Source organism: Rhodanobacter sp. G2-10 (assembly GCF_055809185.1).
In genome coordinates this window covers 486764-508294 of sequence record NZ_CM147900.1, presented here as the reverse complement: position 1 = coordinate 508294, position 21531 = coordinate 486764, and the positions used below count along the sequence as shown (strand labels likewise).

At 65.6% G+C, this 21531-nt stretch carries 23 protein-coding genes and 1 tRNA gene; 4 read left to right on the top strand and 20 right to left on the bottom strand.

The window, feature by feature from the left end; all coding sequences use genetic code 11:
* The first annotated feature begins 36 nt into the window (after positions 1 to 36).
* The gene (locus AC0L58_RS02315; RefSeq protein WP_473686281.1) at positions 37 to 1119 is read left to right on the top strand and encodes a sensor histidine kinase; all 1083 of its coding nucleotides are present in this window, start codon (positions 37 to 39) and stop codon (positions 1117 to 1119) included.
* Positions 1116 to 1898 carry a LytR/AlgR family response regulator transcription factor gene (locus AC0L58_RS02310; protein WP_473686279.1) on the top strand — a complete coding sequence of 261 codons (783 nt, stop codon included), beginning with the start codon at positions 1116 to 1118 and terminating at the stop codon, positions 1896 to 1898. The genes AC0L58_RS02315 and AC0L58_RS02310 overlap by 4 nt, the downstream gene beginning before the upstream one ends.
* 45 nt (positions 1899 to 1943) lie before the next feature.
* On the opposite strand, the gene AC0L58_RS02305 is transcribed toward AC0L58_RS02310, so the two are convergent.
* The 14 genes from AC0L58_RS02305 to AC0L58_RS02240 all read right to left on the bottom strand — a co-directional run bounded on the left by AC0L58_RS02305 (position 1944) and on the right by AC0L58_RS02240 (position 13410).
* Complete coding sequence (locus AC0L58_RS02305) at positions 1944 to 2588, bottom strand: DUF6348 family protein (RefSeq protein WP_473686277.1); 645 nt, start codon at positions 2586 to 2588, stop codon at positions 1944 to 1946.
* Positions 2581 to 3102: a YgjP-like metallopeptidase domain-containing protein gene (locus AC0L58_RS02300; RefSeq protein WP_473686275.1), complete on the bottom strand. Its 522-nt coding sequence runs from the start codon at positions 3100 to 3102 to the stop codon at positions 2581 to 2583. Before AC0L58_RS02300 ends, AC0L58_RS02305 begins: the two co-directional genes overlap by 8 nt.
* A gap of 89 nt (positions 3103 to 3191) precedes the next feature.
* Positions 3192 to 5468, bottom strand: coding sequence for a DUF5916 domain-containing protein (locus AC0L58_RS02295; protein WP_473686273.1), 2277 nt, complete (start codon positions 5466 to 5468; stop codon positions 3192 to 3194).
* A 109-nt stretch (positions 5469 to 5577) separates the two neighbouring features.
* On the bottom strand, positions 5578 to 5901 hold the full coding sequence (locus tag AC0L58_RS02290; RefSeq protein WP_473686271.1) for a hypothetical protein: 324 nt from the start codon (positions 5899 to 5901) through the stop codon (positions 5578 to 5580).
* Positions 5902 to 5931: 30 nt separating this feature from the next.
* Positions 5932 to 7296 carry a tryptophan--tRNA ligase gene (locus AC0L58_RS02285; protein ID WP_473686269.1) on the bottom strand — a complete coding sequence of 455 codons (1365 nt, stop codon included), beginning with the start codon at positions 7294 to 7296 and terminating at the stop codon, positions 5932 to 5934.
* 246 nt (positions 7297 to 7542) lie between these two features.
* Positions 7543 to 7755 (bottom strand): hypothetical protein, encoded by a 213-nt coding sequence (locus AC0L58_RS02280; RefSeq protein ID WP_473686267.1) that lies wholly within the window; start codon positions 7753 to 7755, stop codon positions 7543 to 7545.
* Positions 7756 to 7919: 164 nt separating this feature from the next.
* The gene (locus AC0L58_RS02275) at positions 7920 to 8417 is read right to left on the bottom strand and encodes a hypothetical protein (RefSeq protein WP_473686265.1); all 498 of its coding nucleotides are present in this window, start codon (positions 8415 to 8417) and stop codon (positions 7920 to 7922) included.
* A gap of 197 nt (positions 8418 to 8614) precedes the next feature.
* Positions 8615 to 9529 carry an arginase gene (rocF, locus tag AC0L58_RS02270; protein ID WP_473686263.1) on the bottom strand — a complete coding sequence of 305 codons (915 nt, stop codon included), beginning with the start codon at positions 9527 to 9529 and terminating at the stop codon, positions 8615 to 8617.
* Between the two features lie 289 nt (positions 9530 to 9818).
* Entirely contained in the window at positions 9819 to 10010 is a 192-nt protein-coding gene (locus AC0L58_RS02265) for a hypothetical protein (protein ID WP_473686261.1), read from the bottom strand.
* A gap of 260 nt (positions 10011 to 10270) precedes the next feature.
* On the bottom strand, positions 10271 to 10513 hold the full coding sequence (locus tag AC0L58_RS02260; protein ID WP_473686259.1) for a hypothetical protein: 243 nt from the start codon (positions 10511 to 10513) through the stop codon (positions 10271 to 10273).
* A 338-nt stretch (positions 10514 to 10851) separates the two neighbouring features.
* Positions 10852 to 10927, bottom strand: a tRNA-Thr gene (locus AC0L58_RS02255).
* Positions 10928 to 10966: 39 nt separating this feature from the next.
* The gene (locus tag AC0L58_RS02250; protein ID WP_473686257.1) at positions 10967 to 11629 is read right to left on the bottom strand and encodes an SPOR domain-containing protein; all 663 of its coding nucleotides are present in this window, start codon (positions 11627 to 11629) and stop codon (positions 10967 to 10969) included.
* A gap of 33 nt (positions 11630 to 11662) precedes the next feature.
* Complete coding sequence (locus AC0L58_RS02245; protein ID WP_473686255.1) at positions 11663 to 12424, bottom strand: type III pantothenate kinase; 762 nt, start codon at positions 12422 to 12424, stop codon at positions 11663 to 11665.
* Positions 12421 to 13410 (bottom strand): biotin--[acetyl-CoA-carboxylase] ligase, encoded by a 990-nt coding sequence (locus AC0L58_RS02240; RefSeq protein ID WP_473686253.1) that lies wholly within the window; start codon positions 13408 to 13410, stop codon positions 12421 to 12423. The genes AC0L58_RS02245 and AC0L58_RS02240 overlap by 4 nt, the downstream gene beginning before the upstream one ends.
* A 184-nt stretch (positions 13411 to 13594) precedes the next feature.
* On the opposite strand from AC0L58_RS02240, the gene AC0L58_RS02235 reads away from it, so the two are divergent.
* Both AC0L58_RS02235 and AC0L58_RS02230 read left to right on the top strand, forming a co-directional pair.
* The gene (locus AC0L58_RS02235; RefSeq protein WP_473686251.1) at positions 13595 to 13909 is read left to right on the top strand and encodes a hypothetical protein; all 315 of its coding nucleotides are present in this window, start codon (positions 13595 to 13597) and stop codon (positions 13907 to 13909) included.
* A gap of 12 nt (positions 13910 to 13921) precedes the next feature.
* Positions 13922 to 14710, top strand: coding sequence for a M90 family metallopeptidase (locus tag AC0L58_RS02230; RefSeq protein WP_473686249.1), 789 nt, complete (start codon positions 13922 to 13924; stop codon positions 14708 to 14710).
* An 8-nt stretch (positions 14711 to 14718) separates the two neighbouring features.
* On the opposite strand, the gene AC0L58_RS02225 is transcribed toward AC0L58_RS02230, so the two are convergent.
* The 6 genes from AC0L58_RS02225 to AC0L58_RS02200 form a co-directional block, all read right to left on the bottom strand.
* Positions 14719 to 16137, bottom strand: a complete 1419-nt coding sequence (locus tag AC0L58_RS02225) for an ATP-binding protein (protein WP_473688530.1) — start codon at positions 16135 to 16137, stop codon at positions 14719 to 14721.
* Positions 16103 to 16795, bottom strand: a complete 693-nt coding sequence (locus tag AC0L58_RS02220; RefSeq protein WP_473686247.1) for a response regulator transcription factor — start codon at positions 16793 to 16795, stop codon at positions 16103 to 16105. Before AC0L58_RS02220 ends, AC0L58_RS02225 begins: the two co-directional genes overlap by 35 nt.
* Position 16796: 1 nt before the next feature.
* The gene (locus tag AC0L58_RS02215) at positions 16797 to 17108 is read right to left on the bottom strand and encodes a PepSY domain-containing protein (RefSeq protein WP_473686245.1); all 312 of its coding nucleotides are present in this window, start codon (positions 17106 to 17108) and stop codon (positions 16797 to 16799) included.
* A gap of 82 nt (positions 17109 to 17190) precedes the next feature.
* Entirely contained in the window at positions 17191 to 18174 is a 984-nt protein-coding gene (gene dusA, locus AC0L58_RS02210) for a tRNA dihydrouridine(20/20a) synthase DusA (protein WP_473686243.1), read from the bottom strand.
* 58 nt (positions 18175 to 18232) lie between these two features.
* Positions 18233 to 19759 (bottom strand): hypothetical protein, encoded by a 1527-nt coding sequence (locus AC0L58_RS02205; RefSeq protein WP_473686241.1) that lies wholly within the window; start codon positions 19757 to 19759, stop codon positions 18233 to 18235.
* 2 nt (positions 19760 to 19761) lie between these two features.
* Positions 19762 to 21456, bottom strand: coding sequence for an Hsp70 family protein (locus AC0L58_RS02200; protein WP_473686239.1), 1695 nt, complete (start codon positions 21454 to 21456; stop codon positions 19762 to 19764).
* Positions 21457 to 21531 lie beyond the last annotated feature (75 nt).

The window sequence follows — 21531 nt, the reverse complement described above, 5'->3', positions numbered from 1 at the left end:
GTCCTGCAACTCCTGCGGGCTTGCTATCGTTGCGCCATGACTGTCATGGACCTGCCACCCAAACCGAAGGGCTTCGCGCGCGTGCTCGGCTGGCGGCGCGTGCGCTATCCGCTCGGCGCGGCGGCGCTGCTCGGCTTGCTGCTGATGCCGGGGTGGGAGGACCACTACTGGGTCCTGTTCAGTCGCGTGTTCTTCATCGCCCTGTTCGGCACCCTCGCCTTCGGGCTGTTCGAGCAGTGGCCGGCGCACTTGCCGCGACGGATGGCGCGTTGGGTACTGCAGGTCGTCGCCGTGGCGATGGTGATTCCATTGGCGGCATGGGTGGCTTACTTCGCGACAACGCAAAGCGATCTCGTCCCCTTCTGGCACAACAATGATCGCCTGACGGGCTTCGGCTTCATGACCGTCATGGGCCTCCTGGTCGCCCCGTGGATGGCGGTGTCGGCACTGATCGGCCAGATCAACGGCGCGGCGCAGCGGCAGGCGCTCGCCTTCGAACTCGAGCGCAGCGAACTTGAACGCAAGGCGCTCGACGCGCGCATGCGCCTGCTGCAGGCGCAGGTCGAGCCGCACTTCCTGTTCAACACGCTGGCCAACGTGCGCGAACTGGTGGATTCCGGTTCACCGCAGGCCTCCCTGGTGCTGGGCAGCCTGATCGCCTACCTGCGCGCCGCCGTGCCGCGCCTGCACAACCCGGCTACCACGCTGGGGCAGGAACTTGAGCTGGTGCGTGCGTATCTCGAAGTGATGCACATGCGCATTCCCGACCGGCTGACCTACGTGCTGCATGTCGACGACGACGCCCTCGCGCTGTCCTTCCCACCGATGACGTTGCTGACCCTGGTCGAGAATGCCGTGCGTCACGGCATCGACCCCAGCGAGGATGGTGGCCGGATCGAGGTTCGTGTGGCACTGCGCAATGGCCGCTGCCTGGCACAAGTGGTCGATACCGGCGTCGGACTGCAGTCGGCGGGCAGCAGTCTCGGCACGGGGCTCGCGACACTCCGCGAACGCCTGCAGCTGGTTTTCGGACAGGATGCGCAGCTGCGACTGAGTGAGCTCGCGCCACACGGCGCATGCGCCGAGCTGGAATTCCCCGCCCGCAAGGACGTCGCATGAGCGCGCAACACCCGACCGCGCTGATTGCCGACGACGAACCGTTGCTGCGCAAGGCGTTGACGCGCCTGCTGGCGCAGGCATGGCCGAAGCTTGACGTCGTGGCGCAGGCGCGCAACGGCCGCGAGGCGGTCGAACAGTTCGAGGCCCGGCAGCCGGATGTCTGCTTCCTCGACGTGCAAATGCCCGGCATGTCGGGTGTGGAAGCCGCGCGCCACATCGGTCGGCGGGCCCACATCGTGTTCGTCACCGCCTTCGACCAGTATGCGGTGCAGGCCTTCGAGCACGGGGTGCTCGACTACCTGGTCAAGCCGGTGGAACCGGCGCGTCTGGCCGAAACAGTCACCCGCTTGCGCGAGCGGCTGCTCGCCGCGCAGCCCGCCCTCGACACCGAGGCGCTGATCGAACAGCTCGCGGTGCGTCTGCGCAAGGATAACGGCGCCGCCACGCTGCAATGGATTCGTGCGTCAGTCGGTCAGACCGTGCGCATGATCGCGGTCAACGACATCGACTTCCTGCGTTCCGACGAGAAGTACACGCGGATTGCCTGGCGTGACGAGGGCAAGCCCGCCGAGGCGCTGATCCGCACGCCGTTGAAGGAGCTGGTGGCACAGCTCGACACCACCCGCTTCGCACAGGTACACCGCGCCGTGGTGGTGAACCTGCGCGCGATCGACCACGTGGTACGAGGTGAGAACGAAACCGCCCAGATCCACCTGAAGGCGCGCAACGACGTCCTGCCGGTCAGCCGCAACTACCTGCACCTGTTTCGCCAGATGTGATCCGCACGTTCGCACGAAGTGCTTCATCGCGCGCGGACGGGGATGTCAGTAGTCGCGCACATCCAGCAGCATGAAACAGCGCGCGCTGTAGTCACCGGCCTGCGGCCAGGCGACCGCGTTCAATGCCAGCGTTCCGGCGGTCCACAGCTCGTTGTCGAGCAGCGCCTCGCAGCGCGAGTCACCCGCCGCGGCGTGGCTGTGCACCAGCCGCAGCCAATGCAGCTGCGGGGTCAGCGCCTCGCGTTTGAGCGCCGCCTCGATCGACTCCAGCGCATCGGCCGGCATGCTCGCCCCATGCGCCCCGCGCACGCTGAACGAGCCGATGAACACGTCCCAGGTATGCACGCCGATATCCCACGCGGCGATGCGCATCTTGCGGTCGTCCGTGACGTACCAGCACGCGGCCAGCAACGGATGGAACACGTGCTGCTCGAATGCGTGCAGCGCGTCGCGACAGCCGGCATCGCCGCCCCCGAAGCCGGCAAGGCTTTCCTCGATGCGACGCTCCTCGTCCAGCACCACGTCGATGTCGAGGCGGCCGGGATCGCCTGTCTTGCCCTCATGCCACTGCGCCCGGATCGCCGGGAATTCGTCGTCGGTGACCAGCCAGCCGTCCTCGTCGGGATCCAGCTCGACATCGTGGCGCGCGAACAACTGCATCAGGTATTTCTGGAGCGCGGCACTATCCATGATGATTTCCGGTGGCGGGTGTCGATGGCAGTTCGCGCCAGGTCAGATACATGCGCAGGTCGAATTCCCGCTGATGGTAGTCCGGCAGCATGTGGGTGCACAGCTGGTAGAACGCCTTGTTGTGCTGCAGCTCCTTCAAGTGCGCCAGCTCGTGCACCACGATCATCTGCAGGAACTCCGGCGCGGCAGCCTTGAACAGGCTGGCCACGCGGATTTCCTTCTTCGCTTTCAGCCGGCCGCCCTGCACCCGCGAAATCGCGGTGTGCAGACCCAGCGCGTTGCGCAGCACGTCGAGCTTGCTGTCGTACAGCACCTTGTCGATGGCAGGTGCATTTTTCATGTACTGCTGCTTCAGGTCGGCCACGTACGCATACAGCGACTTGTCGCTCTGCACGTCGTGGCGATCCGGATAACGGCTGGCCAGGTGCTCACCCAGGCGCTCTTGCGCGATCAGCTCGCGCACCTTGTTCTGCAAGGTGACGGGATAGGCCTGGAGGTACTTGAGCGGAAGCATCCGCGTATTCTCGCATTCCACCGGTCCGTGCGCGCAGCCGGGTTGAGGGAACGACGCATCACGGCAGCGGAACCACGGAAACTGAGTGCCTACATGTCGAAGCGATAGCTCAGCTTGATCAGCAATTGCTCGTCGTCGCGCAAGGCGAAGCTGTTGCCGAACACGTCCACACTGTGGCGCGCATAACCGTCCAGCGCATAGCCTCCGCGGCCATAGACCACATACAGATAAGACAATGGCGCGAGCTGGTAGCGGTAGCGGATCTGGAAGCCGAGGTTGCGCACGCTGAAGTCGTCGATCGGCTCGCCACTGACCATGGCGCGGCCGTTGCCGCCGACGCGGTAGCCGCCGCGCAAACGTGCCTGCAGGCCAATCGCCTGCAGCTTGACGCGCAGCTCCTGACGCGGATCGATGGCCCAGTCGAAACCGGCATCAAGCTGCAGCGTGTGCTCGTCGAAACGGCCGATCAGGTTGTCGTGCTGCCACACCAGCCAGTCGGGGATGTGCTCGTAATACGGGCCGGCATAAACGCTGAACGCATCGCTGATGAAATAGGTCGGCACGAACTTGATGTCGTAGCCAAGCCGCTGGTTGCCACCGAGGCCACCACTGAGCACTTCCGCCTCCAGCTTGAAGGCCCAGTTGCCATGTCGCGGGCTGACCCGCTCGTAAGTCATGTCCAGCGACGGCGGCAGGAACAGCGCACCGTGACCACGCGTCAGCAGGTCGTCCCAACCCGCACTGTTGACGTTGATCTGCACACGCTCGGTGGCGCCGTTGCGCAGGCCGCTCCTGCGACCGATCCGCAACTGGCGGCGCAGGCGCAGGCCGTGGTCGTTGTCCAGGCCATCGATGCGGAACTGCCAGTCGTGTGAGCTGTACGCCGAATCACCCGGCAGTGCGGTGTTGCGCTTGCGCACCTCCCAATGGACATAGTTGAAATTGTTGCGTGCCAGATAGCCGAAATCGTTGATCTGCAACTGATCGCCGAAATGCATGCCCAGCCATTGCTGGCGCCAGCCGCCGCCCATTTCGTAGTCGGCGACGACCGTGCCACCGCTGCCCCGCGTGCGCGTGCCCGACTGCAGGATATCGCTGCCGACCACGTTGCTGGCGATGGTCAACTGCGAGGTCGGTCGCCATTGATGATCGACGCCAACAACGGTGGCCTCGCGGTCAAGCCATGGCCGGTCAACCCGGGTCAGCAGCATGCCCAGGCTCTGTTCGCCGAAGTCATGAGTCAGCCGCGCAGCTCCGAAGAAGCGCCCGGCCTCGCCGTCTTCGTCTGCAGCGAGCACGCCATAGCTGGTCGTGCCGACGCTGCCGTTCAACTTGACCGCCGCATTGATGAGCGCGGCGCCCCTGCCATCATCGCCAAGTCCACCCACGCGACGGGTGTAGACCAATTGGCTGTTGTCGTCCAGAAGACTGAAATCGAAAATACCCTGGTTCTCGGTGAAGAACGGCCGCTTGTCACGGACATAGGTTTCGGTGGCGCCGAAGTTCACCACCAGGTCATCGCTCTCGACCTGGCCGAAATCCGGATTCAGCGCCGCGGTCAGCTGGAACTGGCCGTTCGGCTTCCACAGGATGTCGGCGCCCTGCTGGAAGTGGCTGCGGCCACGCACGTTGTCATACACGCCGGACACATACGGCGTGACCGCCAACAGTGACTGGCTGTACGGCGGCACCTCGATCGGCTCGAACTCGGACAGGAAGCGCGGGCGCTGGAAACTGGCCACCGGCCACGCCACGCGCTCGCCGGTCGAGCCGGTGACACGATCGAGGTAGATGCCGAGCATGCGCTTTCCGTCACTCGCCGCATGCATCGGCGCGGTGTACCAGGGAATCAGGATCTCCACACTCCAGCCGGCGGCATCCTCGCTCACCGCATGTTGCCAATTGCCATCCCAGTCCTTGTTGAAGGCCGTCTCGTTGGTGATGACGGCGTCGTTGATGCCACCGGTCGAGCTGACCACGAAGTCGTAGCCGGTACGCCCGTCGCCGTTGAAGTCGACCATCAGGTTGACCCGATCGACCTGGTCATCAAAGTCGCGTTGCACACGTTGGTGCGTGCGCGGCACGTCGGCCGGCTGCTCGCAACGGAACGCCACGGCCAGGCCCTTCGGCGTGGCCAGAATCCATGCTTCGGTGTGCAGCGACCCTGGCTTGCCGCTGAGCGGTTGCACCTGTCGGAAATCGGTGATGTGTCGTGCTCCCTTCCACTCGCCCGGCTGGATGTGGCCATCGATCTCGACGGCCTGCGCCACCGCCGGGGCGGTCGCCAGGGCGAACAACAACAGGCATGCCATGCGCATGTCGGATACTTCCTCGGGATTCGGCGCAGGATCGCGCCCGGGTGACATGTCTTCGTCACCGACGATAGATGCACAGCTTGCCGTCAACGCTTGAACGATTCGACGGCCATTGGTCACGCCATGACTTGTGCCAGCAGCGTGGGCCTGCATTCGCGAATCAGCAGCGCCGCCCCCATAGTGCATGCCGCAACAGCATCGCTGGCAGCAACACGAGAGTGAAGGCGCCATAGCCGTACAACGCGGGCAACACCTGCTGCCAGATGCCGCCGCTCACCTGCCCGAACTCGCCCACTTCAGGCACGGCGGCCGTGTCGAAACCGTCCAATGCCGCGAGCGTGGTCGCCACGGCCGCCAGGACCAGCACAAGCACATCGAAGGCGCGGCGACCCACGCTTCGCGGCAACGCTCTGGGGTAGGCCCAGTAGAGCCCGCACAGCACCAGCAACCACGGGGCCAGCAGCAGGATGGACAGATAGCGCACGAGTTTCTCCCTTCGATCTTTGCCGACGCGTCAATCCTGCGCAGCGAGTTGATCGAGCGCTTCTCGCAACTGCGTCAGTGCCTGTTCGCGCGCCGCTTCATCGCGGTACTGGGGTGTATTGGCTACCGCGTCGCCGTCGATTTCCAACGCCATGCCCAGCGCCCGTGTCTGCACCACGACACCGGTGGCCCCCAGGCTCTTGAGGCGTTTCTGCATGGCCCCGGCAGCCTTCGGATCGGCGAACGACACCGACAACAGCAACTCCTCGCCTTCGGCCGAAAACAACCGGAAACGGAAGTTGCCATCAGCATCGCGGAAACTGGCCAGGCGCGGCGAGCGGGCCTGCCTCGGTGAGGTACCCGCGTTGCCCGCCGACACCGGCGCCGTGCTCATCGGACGCAAACCCAGTACCTCGCGCAGCTCGGCCAGCTTCGGCGTCGCAATGGCGCGCGCCTTGGCGGCGCCGTCCCGCAGGATGGCCTCGATCGCCGCCGGATCTGCCATGAAAGCCTCGTAGCGTTCGCGCAGCGGTGCCACGTCCACTTCGATGCGGTCATACAGCACTTGCTTCGCCTCGCCCCAGCCCAGCCCGTCGAGCAGGCCCTTGCGAAACGCCGCGGTTTCCGCCTCGTTGGCAAACGCGCGGAAGATGGTGAACAGCGCGCAGTTGTCCGGGTCTTTCGGCTCGCCCGGCAGGCGCGAATCGGTCACGATGCGCATCACCGCCTCGCGCAGCCGCTTCTTGCCGCCGTCGAACAGCGGAATCGTGTTGTCGTAACTCTTCGACATCTTGCGTCCGTCGAGACCGGGCAGCGTCGCCACCTGCTCTTCGATCAACGCCTCCGGCAGCACGAAGAATTCGCGGCCATGCAGATGGTTGAACCGCTGGCCGAGATCGCGTGCCATCTCGATGTGCTGGATCTGGTCGCGCCCGACCGGCACCTTGTGCGCGTCGAACGCCAGGATGTCGGCCGCCATCAGCACCGGATACATGTACAAGCCAGCCGTGACGCCGGCATCGGGATCCTCCCCCGTCTCCGCATTGCGGTCCACCGCCGCCTTGTAGGCGTGCGCACGATTGAGCATGCCCTTGGACGCAACACAGGTGAGAAACCAGGTCAGCTCGGGAATCTCCGGGATATCCGACTGCCGGTAGAAGGTGACTCGCGCCGGATCGAGACCGGCAGCGAGCCAGCTCGCGGCAATCTCCAGTCGCGAACGCTCGATCCGCGCCGCATCATCGCTCTTGATCAGCGCGTGATAGTCGGCCATGAAGAAAAACGCATCGACATCGTCGCGCCGGCTGGCTTCGATGGCGGGGCGGATGGCGCCGACGTAATTGCCCAGATGTGGTGTACCGGTGGTGGTGATGCCGGTGAGAACTCGAGTCTGCATGTTGCGTCGCGCAAGTAAAAACCCAGTTTACGACATCGCCTGATCAAGGCAATCGCGCCCTTGTCCCGCACGATTCGTGATAACCCGCTTAAAGGGCCCACGGCCGATCTCACGGCGCGATCGACTCCGGCGCCGGACGAGACCGATTCACCGTCGCATCGGCTCGTGGCTTGCCGGCCCGTGGCACCCACGCCAGACGACATGTCTTGCTTCTGACAGCTTGCAAGGGTGCCAGCCGTCTGCCGATCAGGTCGCGCCGGCGGGGGAGTGCCCGGTGTCGGTGTATCCAGCCAGCGCGTGTTCGAGACTCACCTCAGGATTCGGCGTCGTGACATTCGTCGGTCCCTGCGCGCGAACCTTCTGCTGCTGCGCGTCAGTCAGTTGCTCGGTGCCACTGAGAGTATCGCGACTGTACTTTTCGTGGGCCGCGCCGGCTTGCGGAAGATTGGTGTTACCCATCGGTGCTCTCCTCGTGTCAGATCGCACTGTGCAGTATGGCCCAAATGTCGTATGTGACGCGTGGAAAGAAGGCAATCTTGCCGGGCCAACATCGGGCCCTGGATCAATTCCCGTTGGGCGAGGCTACCCACCAGGGACTGGTCCGGTCGCGGCGAAGCGTTCGCTCAACTCAACGCCGACGGTTCGTCAAACGGCAGTTGCGTGGCCCCGACATCGAGCAGAACGGCATCAACGCGATCAAGCAGATCGTCCTCGCCATCCACCGCCACGATGACCTTCCCGGCGCTGATTTCATCATGAAACTTGCGCCGCGCCGTGTCCGGGACCGAAGAGCCGGTAAGCATGCCCATCCAGCCACCCACCGCCGCGCCGGCTACCACCATGGCGGCAGCACCGGCGACGGGAATACTGATGGCCGGCACCAGCATGGCAACCAGGCCACATACGACGCCGGTGCCACCGCCCTGCAACAGGCCCTTCACGCCGCCACGACCGAAATCGCCGCTGGTGTCACGAAGATCATCCGGCACGGCCGTATGCTCGATATCGTCCCGCGCCATCACCCAGATATCGTCATCGGATACACCCAGCTCGCGCAGCGTACTGACCGCAGCGGCTGCCGTCTTGAGGTCGGGCGTGCTGAATACGTGCCGTGATTTCATGTCTGCTCCTGCTGTCGCGAACAAGTACCGCCTGATATTCGCGACCTCGCAGTGACCGGTGCGTGACGGAAAAACGTTGCGATTCATGCAGGATTTTCGCGAGTCGGCAGTCCTCAGCCACGGCATTCCGCCATCGCACAAGCCTCGTCACATTGTCTCAGTGGAGCAAGGTCAGCCGGCACGGTGCCGCGGGTGCCTCAGCGGATCAGAGTCGATTTGCCGAACAGCGATTCAAGCAGATCCACCGCGAGCTTGGCGGTGGCATTGCGCCGGTCATAGGCAGGATTGAGCTCGACCAGATCCAGCGAAGCCATGCGACCACTGTCCGAGATCATCTCCATGCACAGTTGCGCCTCACGATAGGTCGGCCCGCCGCGTACAGTCGTGCCGACGCCAGGCGCGATGCTGGGATCGAGGAAATCGACATCGAAGCTCACGTGCAGATGCGTGTTTTCGTCGACGCCGTCCAGCGCCTGCTCCATCACGCGTTTCATGCCGTCCTCATCGATCCGACGCATGTCGTAGATGCCCACGCGGGCTTCGCGTACCAGCACCTTCTCGCCATAGTCGACCGAGCGGATGCCGATCTGGCGGAACATGTCCGGCGTGGTGGCTGGCACGTGCCCGGCTAGTTCGACCAGAGCCTTGGGACCGCGGCCGCACAAGCACGCCACCGGCATGCCATGGATATTCCCCGATGGCGTCGCGTCGGCCGTGTTGAAATCCGAATGCGCATCCAGCCACAGCACCCGCAGCTGCTTGCCATTGGCACGGCAATGTTCCGCCACGGCATTGATCGAACCGATCGCCAGGCAATGGTCCCCACCGAGCATGATCGGCAGGTGTCCCGCCTTGAGCTCCTGCTTGACGGCTTGGTACACCGCCTTGTTCCAGGCCACTACCTGGTCAAGGTGGCGATAGCCGTCGGTGGGTGGCTGCCAGGGATTGAGCGGACCCTGCAGATTACCCTTGTCGATCACGGTCAATCCGCGCTGTTCCAGTTTGGCGCCGAGATTGGCAACCCGCAGCGCTTCGGGGCCCATCGAGGCGCCGCGATGCCCGGCGCCGATGTCGGTTGGCACGCCTATCAACGAAATGGTTTGCTTGCTCATGACTTGGATACCTGCTTTGACGTCCGGTCTGCACCAATCCAGGTCAATGCAGCGGCACGAAGATGGTGACGAAGCGCCTGCGGCTGTTGCCGGATTTCCCGCAATTTGCCGCGGTGGGCGCAAGAAAACGCACGCGACATCGTGATGCCGCGACCTTTCCAAGTCTAACGGATCGAGCCGAACGACTCTCTACGCAAGCTGTTCAAGAACTGAATGACGAAACGGCACGTGCGACATGCACGCCATGCCAAACCATGCTCCGCTGGCGGTTTGCGTCACGCTGCAGGCGTCACTCCAGCTGACGCCTGCGTTCCAGCTCGTCCTCCCGGCGCGAGCGCGCGCCAGAGCGCCATGACACCAGGTCACCCACCTGGGACAGCGCCGCTTCCGGCTTGGCCGGCTTGATGAACTTCCCCGTCAGCATCCCTGCAAACAGCAACAAACCCCGCCAGACGGCGGGGTGTGCAAAAGGCGTTTGCATATGATCACTCCCGGCTGCCCCCGTGCAGCCGTCGAGTCGATCGTAGCAAAATTTCACGCGGCATCCACACTGCGATGCCTGTCGCCAATCGACCTGGCCGCGAGAGGACCGCTGGACGGTCGGCGCTACCTCCGTACCGAGGGTGCCGCAGGGTCACGTCGACGCTTCGCACCCGGGGCAAAGCCGACATGCGACTTCCTGCGCAGCGAGGACCGGGCCCCTGCGTCCGCGCAGGTCACGACCCCTGACATTTCATCCGCTCAGGCGGCGCCCACCGCTCGGGACCTGCCGCTGTCAGCGTATTTCACCAAGGGGATGCTGAATTCGTTGCAGACCATCTCGACACACGCGGCGCTGCCCGAACCTTCATGCTCCTCGCGGGCAAGGCCCCGGCTCAGGCGGATTGCATGGGCGAAGTGCAGGCGGTCGAACAGAATCGTCGGGCCGCTGCAGATGCACCACAGACCATGGCTGCTTTCCTTGATCGTCAACACGACACCCATAACCGAACCCTCAACCGGAAGACACGGCCGGCCGCCTGCCCGCGCCTTCGGGGAGCGCATGCAGGCAACTCCGGATCATGCCCACTGTGAGACAAGCTGCGGCCCGCGTATGTCAGCGTTTGCCTACAACTCGTGTCCGTGGTTGCCATTGGTTGATCGCCAGAAGCCTGTCGGATTTCCGTGCAGCACCCGGCACTGAAGCCATCGCCGTCGCGAGTCGAACGACCCGATCCGAGCGTCACGGCGGACGCCCGACCCGAAGGACTTCGTGATCTTCTTTCGCCTGAACCACCACAACAAAAGGCCGCCAAAAAGACGGCCTGATCGCTTGTGGTTCATGGTGCCGGCAGCAGGAGTCGAACCCGCGACCTACTGATTACAAATCAGTTGCTCTACCAACTGAGCTATGCCGGCGAAGACCGGGGATTCTAGCAGGCACGCCTGCGGCTGTGCTCAGAAGCAACCCGTGCTGTGCGAGCCGATGCCGCTGTCGTTGACGTACTTGCGCCAGTCGAGGCGGCTGCCGTCGGCAATGACCAGGTCGAGCCAGTATTCGGGAACGCTGTCGCTGCGCTCGCCCAGGCGTGCGGGGAAGCCGGCCGCAAGGATCTGGTTCAGGCGCTTGCGCGCGTTGGCAGGGTCCCTGAACAGGCCCAGGGAAATGGTGTTGGCCTGGTCGCCCGAGCCGACCACGAAGTAGTCCTTGATGTCTTTCGCGCCGAGCTGCCGGGCTTGTTCCAGCGCCTGGGCCCGGTTGGCTGCGGCCGGCAGGTAGACCCACCAGCCGGTGGTCTGGCTGGTCTGCTCCTGGCGCGAGCGCGTGCGCGCGGCACGCGAAGCCAGCGCCTGGCGCGCATTGCGCAGGTCCTGGGGTGTATCGAATGGCCCCAACGTGATGCAGCTGTAGCTGCGTGCACCGTCAGCAGCCAGGCCACCTTCGGCATCGGGCTTCGCCGCGCTGGCGTCGGTTGCGGGCATTTCCGACAGGAGGCGCAGCTCCGGCACGCCGGGATCGGTCGGGCTGCCGACGTGTGTATAGGGCTGGCCCAGCAGCAGCCACGCCCCGACCGCGATATTCAGCGCCACCAGCAGGATGAACAGCAGACGCAGGAACATCAAACCCCCACCAACACGACCGGAGTCGTCATTCTAGACTGTCGGTGGCGACGCGGGCTGCGCGTCGACCCACACGGCCAGTCCTTGCAACACGCCGTCGCGAACCACCCGCGCGGGCAAGGACAGCATCGACGCCAGTTGTTCGGCGTCTCCGCCGTCCAAAATCAGGGTGGAGCCGGCGCCGAGACGGGCCAGCATCTGGCCGTGGAAACGTTCGATCAGGGCTGCGGCAGCCTGCCAGCAGCCCGAGGTCACCGCATCGGCGGTGTTGTCGGCCAACTCCAGGATGTCGCCCGCGCGCTGCGGCCGGACCTGCGCGGTCGAGTGCAGCAGCGATTGCTGCATCAACCGCACCCCGGGGGCGATCAGTCCGCCCAGATGCTGGCCCTCAGCGCTCAATGCATCCAGCGCCAGTGCGGTGCCGGCGCTGACCAGCACGCAGGGCGTGCGATGCACGGCATGGGCAGCGACCATAGCGAGAAACCGATCCACCCCGAGCCGCTGCGGTTCGGCATAGGCATTGCGCACGCCGCAAGCGCTGACCGGCGTGCGCAACCAGTGCGGCGCGGCACCGAATATCTGCTGCGTGATTTCGGCGATGCGATCCTCGCGCGCCCCATCGACGACCGACGCCGCGACTATCTGCGTCGGTCGCGGCAGACCCGCCCAGGCTTGCGCCAGGCTTCCGCCGATGTCGTCCTGCCAGTCCTGCGCACCACGCGCGAACCAGTCCGGGGACTGTGCCTGCAACGCCCACTTCAGCCGCGTGTTGCCCAGGTCGAGCAGAAGTTTCATGTGCGGCGCACCGTGACATCGGCGCTGTCGACGCTGCGCTGGCTGCCATCGGACAGCTGCACCTGCAACGCGCCGCGCGGGTCGACGCCCGCACCGATTCCCTCGAATGTGCCCAGCGCGCCGCTCAGCTGCAGGGGTTGGCCATGCAGCAAGTCGTGGCGCGCGTAATCGCTCAGAAAGCCGGTGAATCCCTCGCTCTCGAACTGGCGCAGTCCGTGCGCCAGGGCGCCGATCAACGCCGCCGCCACGCGATTGCGATCCGGCGGCTCTCCGGCGGCCAGGCTGGCCAGGTCGCAGGCGGGTTGTCCCGCCTGGCGACGCAGCGCCGGCGTCAGGCGCAAGTTGAGGCCGATGCCGATGACTGCCGCACACGGGCCTTGGTATTCGCCGTTCAGCTCCACCAGGATGCCGGCCAGTTTGCCGCGCACGCCTTCGCCGGCTGCGGCGAGCACGTCGTTGGGCCACTTCAACCCGGCGCCGGCGATACCCAGCTCATCCAGCGCGCGCAGCACCATCACGCCGACGGCCAGCGACAGTCCGCTCAGCGCGGCAAAGCCCAGCTCGAAGCGTTTCAGGCAGGACAGGTAGAGGTTCATCCCCGGCGGTGACAACCAGTCGCGACCCCGGCGCCCGCGCCCCGCACTCTGGCTTTCGGCCAGCACCATGCTGAGATCCGCCGCGGTGCCGATACGGCGCTGCAGTTCACTGGAAGTCGAGTCGAGCTCGCCATGCACCTCCAGCGCGCCCACTGATTGCACACGGGATGCCGGAAGCGCAGCGCGAATCTGCGCCGCATCGAGCATCTGCAACGGCCACGGCAGGCAATATCCGGCACTGCCGCGCGCCTCGATCGGCACCCCGCGCGCGCGCAGGGCCTCGACCTGCTTCCAGATGGCGGCGCGGGTCACTCCGGCCTGCGCGGCCAGCGTCGCGCCCGAAACCGGCTCGCCCGGGGCGAGCAAGGCCAGCAGTTGCAAGGGCCGCATCAGCGTTCCTTGCGCACTGTGGCGCGCGCAGGCGATGGGCCGCGACGCGGCGAAGCATGAAGATTGGACATGCGGCGATTCTAGCCCGCCAACGCTGCACTGCGACATGGGCAGCACTGGCACGCCCGTCCTGTTTCTGCGAGGATCAAGGTCTTCGCTTGCTGGTTCGGGGAGTTCGACTGCCATGCGTGCCACTCATCGGGTCATGGGTTGCGTCCTGTGCCTTGCCGTCATGGGCTCGGCGGCGGCGGCCAGCCTTGGCGCGCCTGGAGTGGACAATGCGCCGCACGCAGTGACCAGCCGAAGTTCGCAGAGCAGCACCAGCAGTGACAGCGACGCGATTGGCGTGAGCCGCGACACCACCACGACCGGCAGCGACGCGACCAACAGCACCTCAAGCAGCGGCAACGACCACTCCGGAGCCGCCTCGTCGGCGCCGACACCCACCCCCCGGCCGCATCTGGGCTGGCAATCCCTGCTGCCTGGATCCATCCAGTAAGCGTTCGAGGGCATGCCGGGCCACTGGTGGCAATCGCTGCGAGCACGATTTGAACCTGCGCCCATCGCGGACCCGCTGTGGCGACGCGCGCTGGTCGCCTGCCCGCTCGCACGTCGACTGGACCCTGCACGCCAGCAACAACTGCGGCGGCTGGCTGCCTTGTTTCTGGCGCGCAAGCGCCTCCATGCCCTCGCCGGCGCGGTGCTCGATGACTACTGGCGCTTGCTGATCGCCATGCAGGCCTGCCTGCCCGCCCTGCAGCAAGGGCCGGCGAGCCTGCGCGGGTGGCGCGACGTGCTGGTCTATCCGGGCGAATTCAAGGTGCGCCGCAACCACCATGACGATCACACGGGCGTGGTCACCGAAGGTGATCAGGTCCTGATCGGCGAAGCGTGGGAACACGGGCCACTGGTGTTGTCGCTGGCTGACGTGCAGCTGGACCTGGAGCAGCCCTGGGATGGCTACAACGTGGTCGTGCACGAGATGGCGCACAAGCTCGACATGCTCGACGGCCCGCCCGACGGCGTGCCGCCGCTGCGTGATATCCCGCGTCGCCGCTGGATCGAGCAGTTCCAGCTGGCGTTTGACCGGCTGGCCGGTGCCGCGCCTGGCCACGATTCGCCGATTGACTCGTACGCGAGTGAAAGCCCCGCCGAGTATTTAGCCGTGGTCAGCGAATTGCATTACTCGCAACCGGCGATGTTGCGGCGGGCCGAACCGGCGGTTGCCGAGCTGCTCGCTGCGTTTTACGGTCGCTCACCCGCCGACAACGAGGAATGTGCGGGAGCGCGCCGGCGCTGAGGCCCGGATCAGCTCGCCGCCAGTCGCACGCAGAACCGTGCGCCGCCGAGTTCGGGCGAGCGATCGACCACCAGTTCGCCCTGGTAGGCGTGCACGATGTCCTGCACGATCGACAGCCCAATGCCGTGACCCTGCACCCGCTCGTCGCCGCGCACACCGCGCTGCAACACTTTCTCGATCTTGTCCTCGGCAATACCGGCGCCATCGTCTTCCACGCAAAGCATCAGGCCGGGACGCTGGCGCCCTGCCTGCGGCTGCATCTTCACCACCAGCAGCACGCGGTGGCTGGCCCATTTGAAGGCGTTCTCCAGCAGGTTGCCGAGCAGTTCGAGCAGATCACCCTGCTCGCCGTAGAACATCGCGCCTTCCTCGATATCGAATTCGCACAGCACGTTTTTCGCGGCGTAGACCTTCTCCAGGCCCTGCACCAGGTCCTCCGCATGGGAGGCAATCGGCACGGCACTGGCAAAGGTCTGGCGACCCGACGTGGCCGCGCGCGCCAACTGGTAGGCGACCAATTCATTCATCCGGCGCACCTGGTCGAGCATGCTGGTGCGCCGTGCGGACTCGTCGGCGACGGTCGATTCCAGCTGCGAACGGATCACCGCCAGCGGCGTCTTCAGGCTGTGCGCGAGGTCGGCCAGGGTGTGCCGGTAGCGCGTGCGCTGCTCGCGCTCGTTGGTGATGAAGGCATTGATGCGCTCGGTCAGGCCAAGCAGCTCCAGCGGGTACTGGCCATCCAGTTGTTCGCTGTCGCCACGCTCGACCCGACTCATGTCGCTGGCCACCTTGCGCAATGGCGTGAGGCTCCAGCGCAGCAGCAGCAGTTGCAGCACGATCAGCATCACGCCGAGGATCGACAGCCACACCACCAGCGCGCGCCGATACGCCGCGTTGCCGCCTTCGAGCTGGTCCTCGGTCTGCGCCACCATGATAGTGAAGTGCACGGACTTGCCGCCACCGGTATCCCAGGCCACGCCATAGCTGTAGTAGTAGAGGCGGCCCATGCGCGTGTCGATCGGGCCGACGAAGCGACTGGCCCCCGGCTCCAGTGGTGCCAGGAAGCTGAAATCGCGCCCGATCGCGGAGGGCGACTCCCAATGGAAGCCCTTGTCGCCCACTGCCACCGCATACAGGCCGGAGCCGGGCCGCGAGAAATTCGGGTCCGGCGAGGTATCCGGCGGCAGGATCCTGCCGTAGCGGTTCACGTCGAAATTGGTGATGTAGGCGATCGCGAAATTCTGCAGGCGATCATGCAGCGCGCTCAGCGCGCGCTCCTTGTTGGCCTGTGACAGAGTCAGCCCGACCAGCCCCAGAAAGGCAGCCAGCACGAAGCCTGTCGCGACCGCCGCCCGTGCCGCCAGCGACAGCGGGCGGCGCGGCGGCGTCACCTCATTCGTCGTCGCCGTCGGTGCGCGGGATGGCAAAGCGGTATCCGCGTCCACGTACCGTCTCGATGGGTTTCAGGGTGCCTTCCGGATCGAGCTTGCGCCGCAACCGGCCGATGAACACTTCGAGCACGTTGGAATCGCGGTCGAAGTCCTGCTGGTAGATGTGTTCGGTGAGATCGGCCTTGGAGACCAGCTCGCCGGCATGCAGCATCAGGTATTCCAGCACCTTGTACTCATAGCTGGTGAGGTCGACCAGCTTGCCTTCCACGGTCACCGTCTGTGCGGTGGTGTCGAGCTTGATCACGCCACAGGCCAGGATCGGCTTGGACCAGCCGCTGGCACGGCGCACCAGTGCGTTGATCCGCGCCAGCAGCTCCTCGACATGGAACGGCTTGACCAGGTAGTCGTCGGCACCGTGCTTGAGTCCCTCGACCTTGTCCTGCCAGCTGCCGCGCGCGGTGAGGATCAGGATCGGATAGCGCTGGCCCGCCTCGCGCAGGGCCTGGACCAGGTCCATGCCCGACATCTTGGGCAGACCCAGGTCGATGATTGCCAGGTCGAACGGCACCTCGCGGCCGAGATAGATGCCCTCCTCGCCGTCCTGCGCCGCATCGACGGCAAAACCGTCGCGTTTCAGTCGCGCCGCCAGCGTCTCGCGCAACGGCGCCTCGTCCTCCACCAACAGGATGCGCATATCAATGTTTCTCCTTGTTGCCCGTATTCCGTCCGGGTGAATTCTTGGTTGACTGGGATGATGGTGGATTCTTGCTCGCCTCGGAGGAAATCGCCATCACCTTCACATGTCCGTCCGGGGTCAACACCTTGATGCGGTACTCCACTCGACGGCCGATGCCGCGTGACTCAGCCGAAAGCACCTTGCCGCCGGTCTCCTGCTGCACCTTGAGCACGGCCTGATCCAGCGTCACCGCCGGCTTGGGCGACTGCGCCGCAGCCGCGCCCGCGAGCGGGATCAGCGCGGCAAGCAACAAGCACTTGTACCTGATCATGCGTGAATATCCTGTCCGTCCGGGGTCTAAACGTCCAGACTAGGCGATCCGGCCTGAATACTGACCGGACAGCCGGCGCCTGTCACGCCGCCCGCCGACACGAAGCCTGCGCATGTTCCAGCAGGTCCCAGCCCGCGCCCGGCAGATGCGCGCCTTCGCTGATGGTACGGCGGAACGCGCGGGCGCCGGGTTCGCCCTGGTACAGCCCCAGCAGATGGCGACTGATGTGTTTCATCGCCGTGCCGCGCGCCAGCTCGGCCTCGACGTAGGGGCGCATCCGCGCCAGCACGTCCTCGCGCGTCGGCAGCGGTTCGCCGTACAACGCGTATTCGAGCTGGGCCAGCAGGTACGGATCGTGGTACGCCGCGCGCCCCAGCATCACCCCGTCGAGATGGGCCAGGTGCGTCTGCACCTGCCCGATCGTGGTGATGCCACCGTTGATCACCACCACCAGTTCGGGAAATTCGCGTTTCAGGCGGTACACCCGCGCGTAATCCAGCGGCGGGATGTCGCGGTTCTCCTTCGGCGACAGGCCCTGCAGCCAGGCCTTGCGCGCATGCACCGTCAGCACCTCGACACCGGCCGCCAGCATGGTCTCGGTGAAATGCTGCAGGCCGATGTAGTCGTCCTGGTCATCCACGCCGATACGGCACTTCACCGTCACCGGCACGCTCACCGCATCGCGCATGGCCTTGACGCAATCGCCGACCAGCGCCGGCTCGCGCATCAGGCAGGCGCCGAAGCGGCCGGACTGCACCCGGTCCGACGGACAGCCCACATTGAGGTTGATCTCGTCGTAGCCGGCCTCAGCACCGAAGCGTGCCGCCTGTGCCAGCTCCCGCGGGTCGCTGCCACCCAGCTGCAAGGCCACCGGATGCTCCTGCTGGCTATGCTCGAGCAGGCGCAGCTGACCACCGCGCACCAGCGCGGCACTGGTCACCATTTCGGTATACAGGCGCGCATGCGGCGACAGCAGCCGGTGGAAGTAACGGCAGTGCCGGTCGGTCCAGTCCATCATCGGCGCAACGCTGAGACGCCAAGGTGCGGCGGAAACACGATCGTTCATGGGCATAGTGTACGTGCTGTCGGCATCCGGCTCGCCGGATTGCAGGCATGCCGCCGCTTCAGAAGTCACCCAGGCAAGCGGCCGCGACCAGCATCGCCACGGCAAGCATCAAGCCCATCACCATCACCGTATTGCCGAGTCCGGGGGCGCGGCGTCGCCGGCTCAGAAGGCCGTGCGTTGCGTGGCCGAGCCAGAGAGCGGGCAGCAGCAGGGCCTCGATCAATGGCTGCACCGCGCCGTGCAACATGCAGAGCGGCAGCGCACCCAACGTCATGAAGCCCAGCCCGATCACCGAACGCATGTCGCGCAGGTGCAGCAACAGCAGCACCGCGACCAGGATGATGAAGGGCATCGGATTGACCGATGCGGGCCAGATCCAGCCCGTCACCAGTAACAACGCCGTTGCCGGAAGCGCCGTGCGCCAGCGCCGGTCCAGCGCACAGCGTTCGCGCAGGTCGTGCCAGCGCGCCAGCGTTTTCTGCAAGGGTCCCTGCTGCAACCCGCGCCATGCCAGCTGGATCACCTGCGGCAAGCCCACGAAAGCCACCACCGCCGCCCCGATCGTGGCCATGATGGCGACCGTCCCACTGAAGGCATCGACGGCGAAGCGCTGCCCCGGTTGGGTGGCGATCCAGGCCACGATCGCGCCCAGGATGACCCCGCTCACGACAAGCAGCATGCCAACCAGCAACGGGCGTACCGTGGCGATGAACCATTGCAGGCGACTCGGGCGCTGGCTGATCGCGCGCTCCCAGAACGCCATCACCTCAGTACCGAACACCTGCTCCACCGCGCGATATCCGTGGATCTGGATGATGTCGCGCAGAAGCTGCGGCACGGTGTACGGGGAACGCCGCACCAAGGCCAGCCACCACGCGCGCCAGCCCGTGCCGGCGCGGCGTATGGCATCGAGCCTGCATTCGTGCGGCGCTTTCCGTGCCACGCCTTTCGCCAGTTCCCGGCGCAGCTGGGCAGCCCGTACTTCAGTCAGTGCCGATTCAACCGGTACGCCGGCCTGCGCCAAACGGCGTTGCTCGACGCGATCGTCCCAGTGGAAGAACGCTTCGAGCTTGTCGAATGCCTCGGGCGCGGGAGTCTGGCCGCGCAGGATCCGCGCCAACACCAGGCGCGAGATCAGCGGCTTGCCATCAAGCAGCATCAACTCCGGATTCACCGCCAGCCATGCCGCGAAAGCCACGGTGGCGTCGTGACCCTGTGCCTGGCAGGCCCGTGTCAGCACCTCGGCTGCAACCTGTTGCGGCGCTCGTGACGCCGGCATCGGCATCGGCATCGGCATCGGCGGCGGCGCACTGGGTGGCGCGGCGGCGATCTCGATCGGCGCAACCGGCGAACCCGTCCCGGCGGGCGGCGACAGCTCGACGATGTTGGTGGTACCCGGCCTGCTGCTGCGTGACGCAGGGGCTGTGCCCAGATGGGCCAGCAGGAATTCATAGGCGCCGCGCAGCCGCGCGAAACCCTCCGCGTCGTCCTCCGGCCGGCAGCGCTTGAGGCACGCGGCATAGGCGCGCTTGAGCGCACGCAGGTCGTCGGTCGGCGCCAGGCCGAGGACTTGCCAGGCGTCCACGCTCAAAACGGCGATTCCGCCTCGATCTCGGCCAGCAGCTCCTGCATGCGCTTTTGCGCCGAGCGGATGCGCAAGGGTTCCTGCGATTCAAGCTCGTCGCGAAATGCCAGCAACCACTGCGCCAGCTGCTGGCGCAAGTCGCCGGAACGCTCCTCGTAAAGCCGCTCGGCGCGCGCGATGATCGCGATGTTGGCCTGGTCGTCGCGCGGATGCACTTTCAGGTATTGCAGGTCAGCCAGCCGCTGGGCAATCTGCTCCGGCGTCAACAGGCCGGGGTTCTGCTGGATGGTGAGTCGATGGCTGACCTTGTTGGCCAGCACCGTCGCCTCGACTTCGATCAGGCCATTGACGTCATAGGTGAAGCGCACCTCCACCGGCATGTCGACCGCCTTCGCCCGCGGCAGTGGGATCTCCAGCTCGCCCAGGAACACGTTGCTGGCCACCTGCATCGCTTCGCCCTGGTAGATACGCAGCTTGAGTACAGCCTGGAAGTCGGTCAGCGGGTTATACACGGCGCAGCGACTGGTCGGCACCACCGTGTTGCGTTCGATGATTGGCGAGTACAGACCTTCCTGCAAGTGTCCGGACGGCAGCGGCTCGGTGGTCTGGATACCCAGCGTATACGGGCAGACGTCGGTCATGACCACTTCGCCCAGGGCTTCCGCGCGTCCCTTCAATCCGGCCATCACGGCGGCCCCGCGTGCAATGGCCTCGTCCGGATTGATATGCCGCAACGGCAGCCGACCGAACATGCGGGTGACCAACCGGGTCACCATCGGCATGCGCGAGGCGCCGCCGACCAGGATGATCTCGTCGAGCTCGGATGCACCGAGCCGCGCATCGCGCAACGCCCGCTCGATCGGCGCGCGCATGCGCGCCAGCAGCAAGGTGGCCAGCTGCTCGAAGCGCGCCTCGTCGATCTGCCAGGCGTGGCGATGGCCGTCCAGGTTGACCTCGGTTGAGGCCTCGCCCTGACCCAGCTGGCACTTGAGTCGCTCCATCCGCGCACGCAGTTCCACCGTGTCGGCCAGACTCACGCGCGACTTCTTCACGCCGAGCTCGGCAAGGCATGCATCGACCAGCACGTCGACGAAATCCTCGCCGCCGAGGAAGTTGTCGCCGGCCGTGGCATGCACCTCCATCACCTGGTCGAACAGCTCGAGGATCGACACGTCGAAGGTGCCGCCACCGAGATCGATCACCAGGAAGCGCGACTCCGCATCACGCTGCTCCAGCCCGTAGGCCAGCGCCGCCGCGGTGGGTTCGTTGACCAGTCGTTCGACCGTGGTCCCCGCCAGCGTGCCGGCATTGCGCGTGGCCTTGCGCTGGGCATCGCTGAAGTACGCGGGCACACTGATCACCGCCTCGGTCACGCGCTCGCCCGTGACCGCCTCCACGTCGGCCAGCAGCGACTTCAGGACCAGCGCAGACAATTCCTCGGGCCGGAAACTGCGCTTGCCCAGCACGCTCTGCCGATCCGTGCCCATGTAGCGCTTGAACGCCGCCACCGCATGCTGCGGATGACTGCGCAGCCGCTCCTGCGCGGCAGCGCCCACCAGTACCTGACCGGCGTCATCGAGTGCGACTACCGAAGGCGTCAACACCGAACCGAGTGCATTGGGAATCAGGCGTGGGCCGTCCTCCCCCCAGACACCCACCAGCGAATGGGTAGTGCCCAGGTCAATACCAACCAACATCTTTTACGCTCCCCCGTCAACCAGCGCGAGCATAAACGATATGTTGCGCCGGTTGAACGGAACAGCGGTGCCTTG

Excerpts from the sequence above, each read along its gene's own strand:
- AC0L58_RS02265 (WP_473686261.1), bottom strand. The coding sequence starts at position 10,010 with ATGCAAACGCCTTTTGCACACCCCGCCGTCTGGCGGGGTTTGTTGCTG.
- AC0L58_RS02275 (WP_473686265.1), bottom strand. The coding sequence starts at position 8,417 with ATGAAATCACGGCACGTATTCAGCACGCCCGACCTCAAGACGGCAGCC.
- AC0L58_RS02280 (WP_473686267.1), bottom strand. The coding sequence starts at position 7,755 with ATGGGTAACACCAATCTTCCGCAAGCCGGCGCGGCCCACGAAAAGTAC.
- AC0L58_RS02300 (WP_473686275.1), bottom strand. The coding sequence starts at position 3,102 with ATGCTTCCGCTCAAGTACCTCCAGGCCTATCCCGTCACCTTGCAGAAC.
- AC0L58_RS02315 (WP_473686281.1), top strand. The coding sequence starts at position 37 with ATGACTGTCATGGACCTGCCACCCAAACCGAAGGGCTTCGCGCGCGTG.
- AC0L58_RS02200 (WP_473686239.1), bottom strand. The coding sequence starts at position 21,456 with ATGTTGGTTGGTATTGACCTGGGCACTACCCATTCGCTGGTGGGTGTC.
- AC0L58_RS02260 (WP_473686259.1), bottom strand. The coding sequence starts at position 10,513 with ATGGGTGTCGTGTTGACGATCAAGGAAAGCAGCCATGGTCTGTGGTGC.
- AC0L58_RS02310 (WP_473686279.1), top strand. The coding sequence starts at position 1,116 with ATGAGCGCGCAACACCCGACCGCGCTGATTGCCGACGACGAACCGTTG.
- AC0L58_RS02295 (WP_473686273.1), bottom strand. The coding sequence starts at position 5,468 with ATGTCACCCGGGCGCGATCCTGCGCCGAATCCCGAGGAAGTATCCGAC.
- AC0L58_RS02285 (WP_473686269.1), bottom strand. The coding sequence starts at position 7,296 with ATGCAGACTCGAGTTCTCACCGGCATCACCACCACCGGTACACCACAT.
- dusA (WP_473686243.1), bottom strand. The coding sequence starts at position 18,174 with ATGAACGATCGTGTTTCCGCCGCACCTTGGCGTCTCAGCGTTGCGCCG.
- AC0L58_RS02230 (WP_473686249.1), top strand. The coding sequence starts at position 13,922 with ATGCCGGGCCACTGGTGGCAATCGCTGCGAGCACGATTTGAACCTGCG.
- AC0L58_RS02250 (WP_473686257.1), bottom strand. The coding sequence starts at position 11,629 with ATGTTCCTGCGTCTGCTGTTCATCCTGCTGGTGGCGCTGAATATCGCG.
- AC0L58_RS02235 (WP_473686251.1), top strand. The coding sequence starts at position 13,595 with ATGCGTGCCACTCATCGGGTCATGGGTTGCGTCCTGTGCCTTGCCGTC.
- AC0L58_RS02240 (WP_473686253.1), bottom strand. The coding sequence starts at position 13,410 with ATGCGGCCCTTGCAACTGCTGGCCTTGCTCGCCCCGGGCGAGCCGGTT.
- rocF (WP_473686263.1), bottom strand. The coding sequence starts at position 9,529 with ATGAGCAAGCAAACCATTTCGTTGATAGGCGTGCCAACCGACATCGGC.
- AC0L58_RS02245 (WP_473686255.1), bottom strand. The coding sequence starts at position 12,424 with ATGAAACTTCTGCTCGACCTGGGCAACACGCGGCTGAAGTGGGCGTTG.
- AC0L58_RS02215 (WP_473686245.1), bottom strand. The coding sequence starts at position 17,108 with ATGATCAGGTACAAGTGCTTGTTGCTTGCCGCGCTGATCCCGCTCGCG.
- AC0L58_RS02220 (WP_473686247.1), bottom strand. The coding sequence starts at position 16,795 with ATGCGCATCCTGTTGGTGGAGGACGAGGCGCCGTTGCGCGAGACGCTG.
- AC0L58_RS02305 (WP_473686277.1), bottom strand. The coding sequence starts at position 2,588 with ATGGATAGTGCCGCGCTCCAGAAATACCTGATGCAGTTGTTCGCGCGC.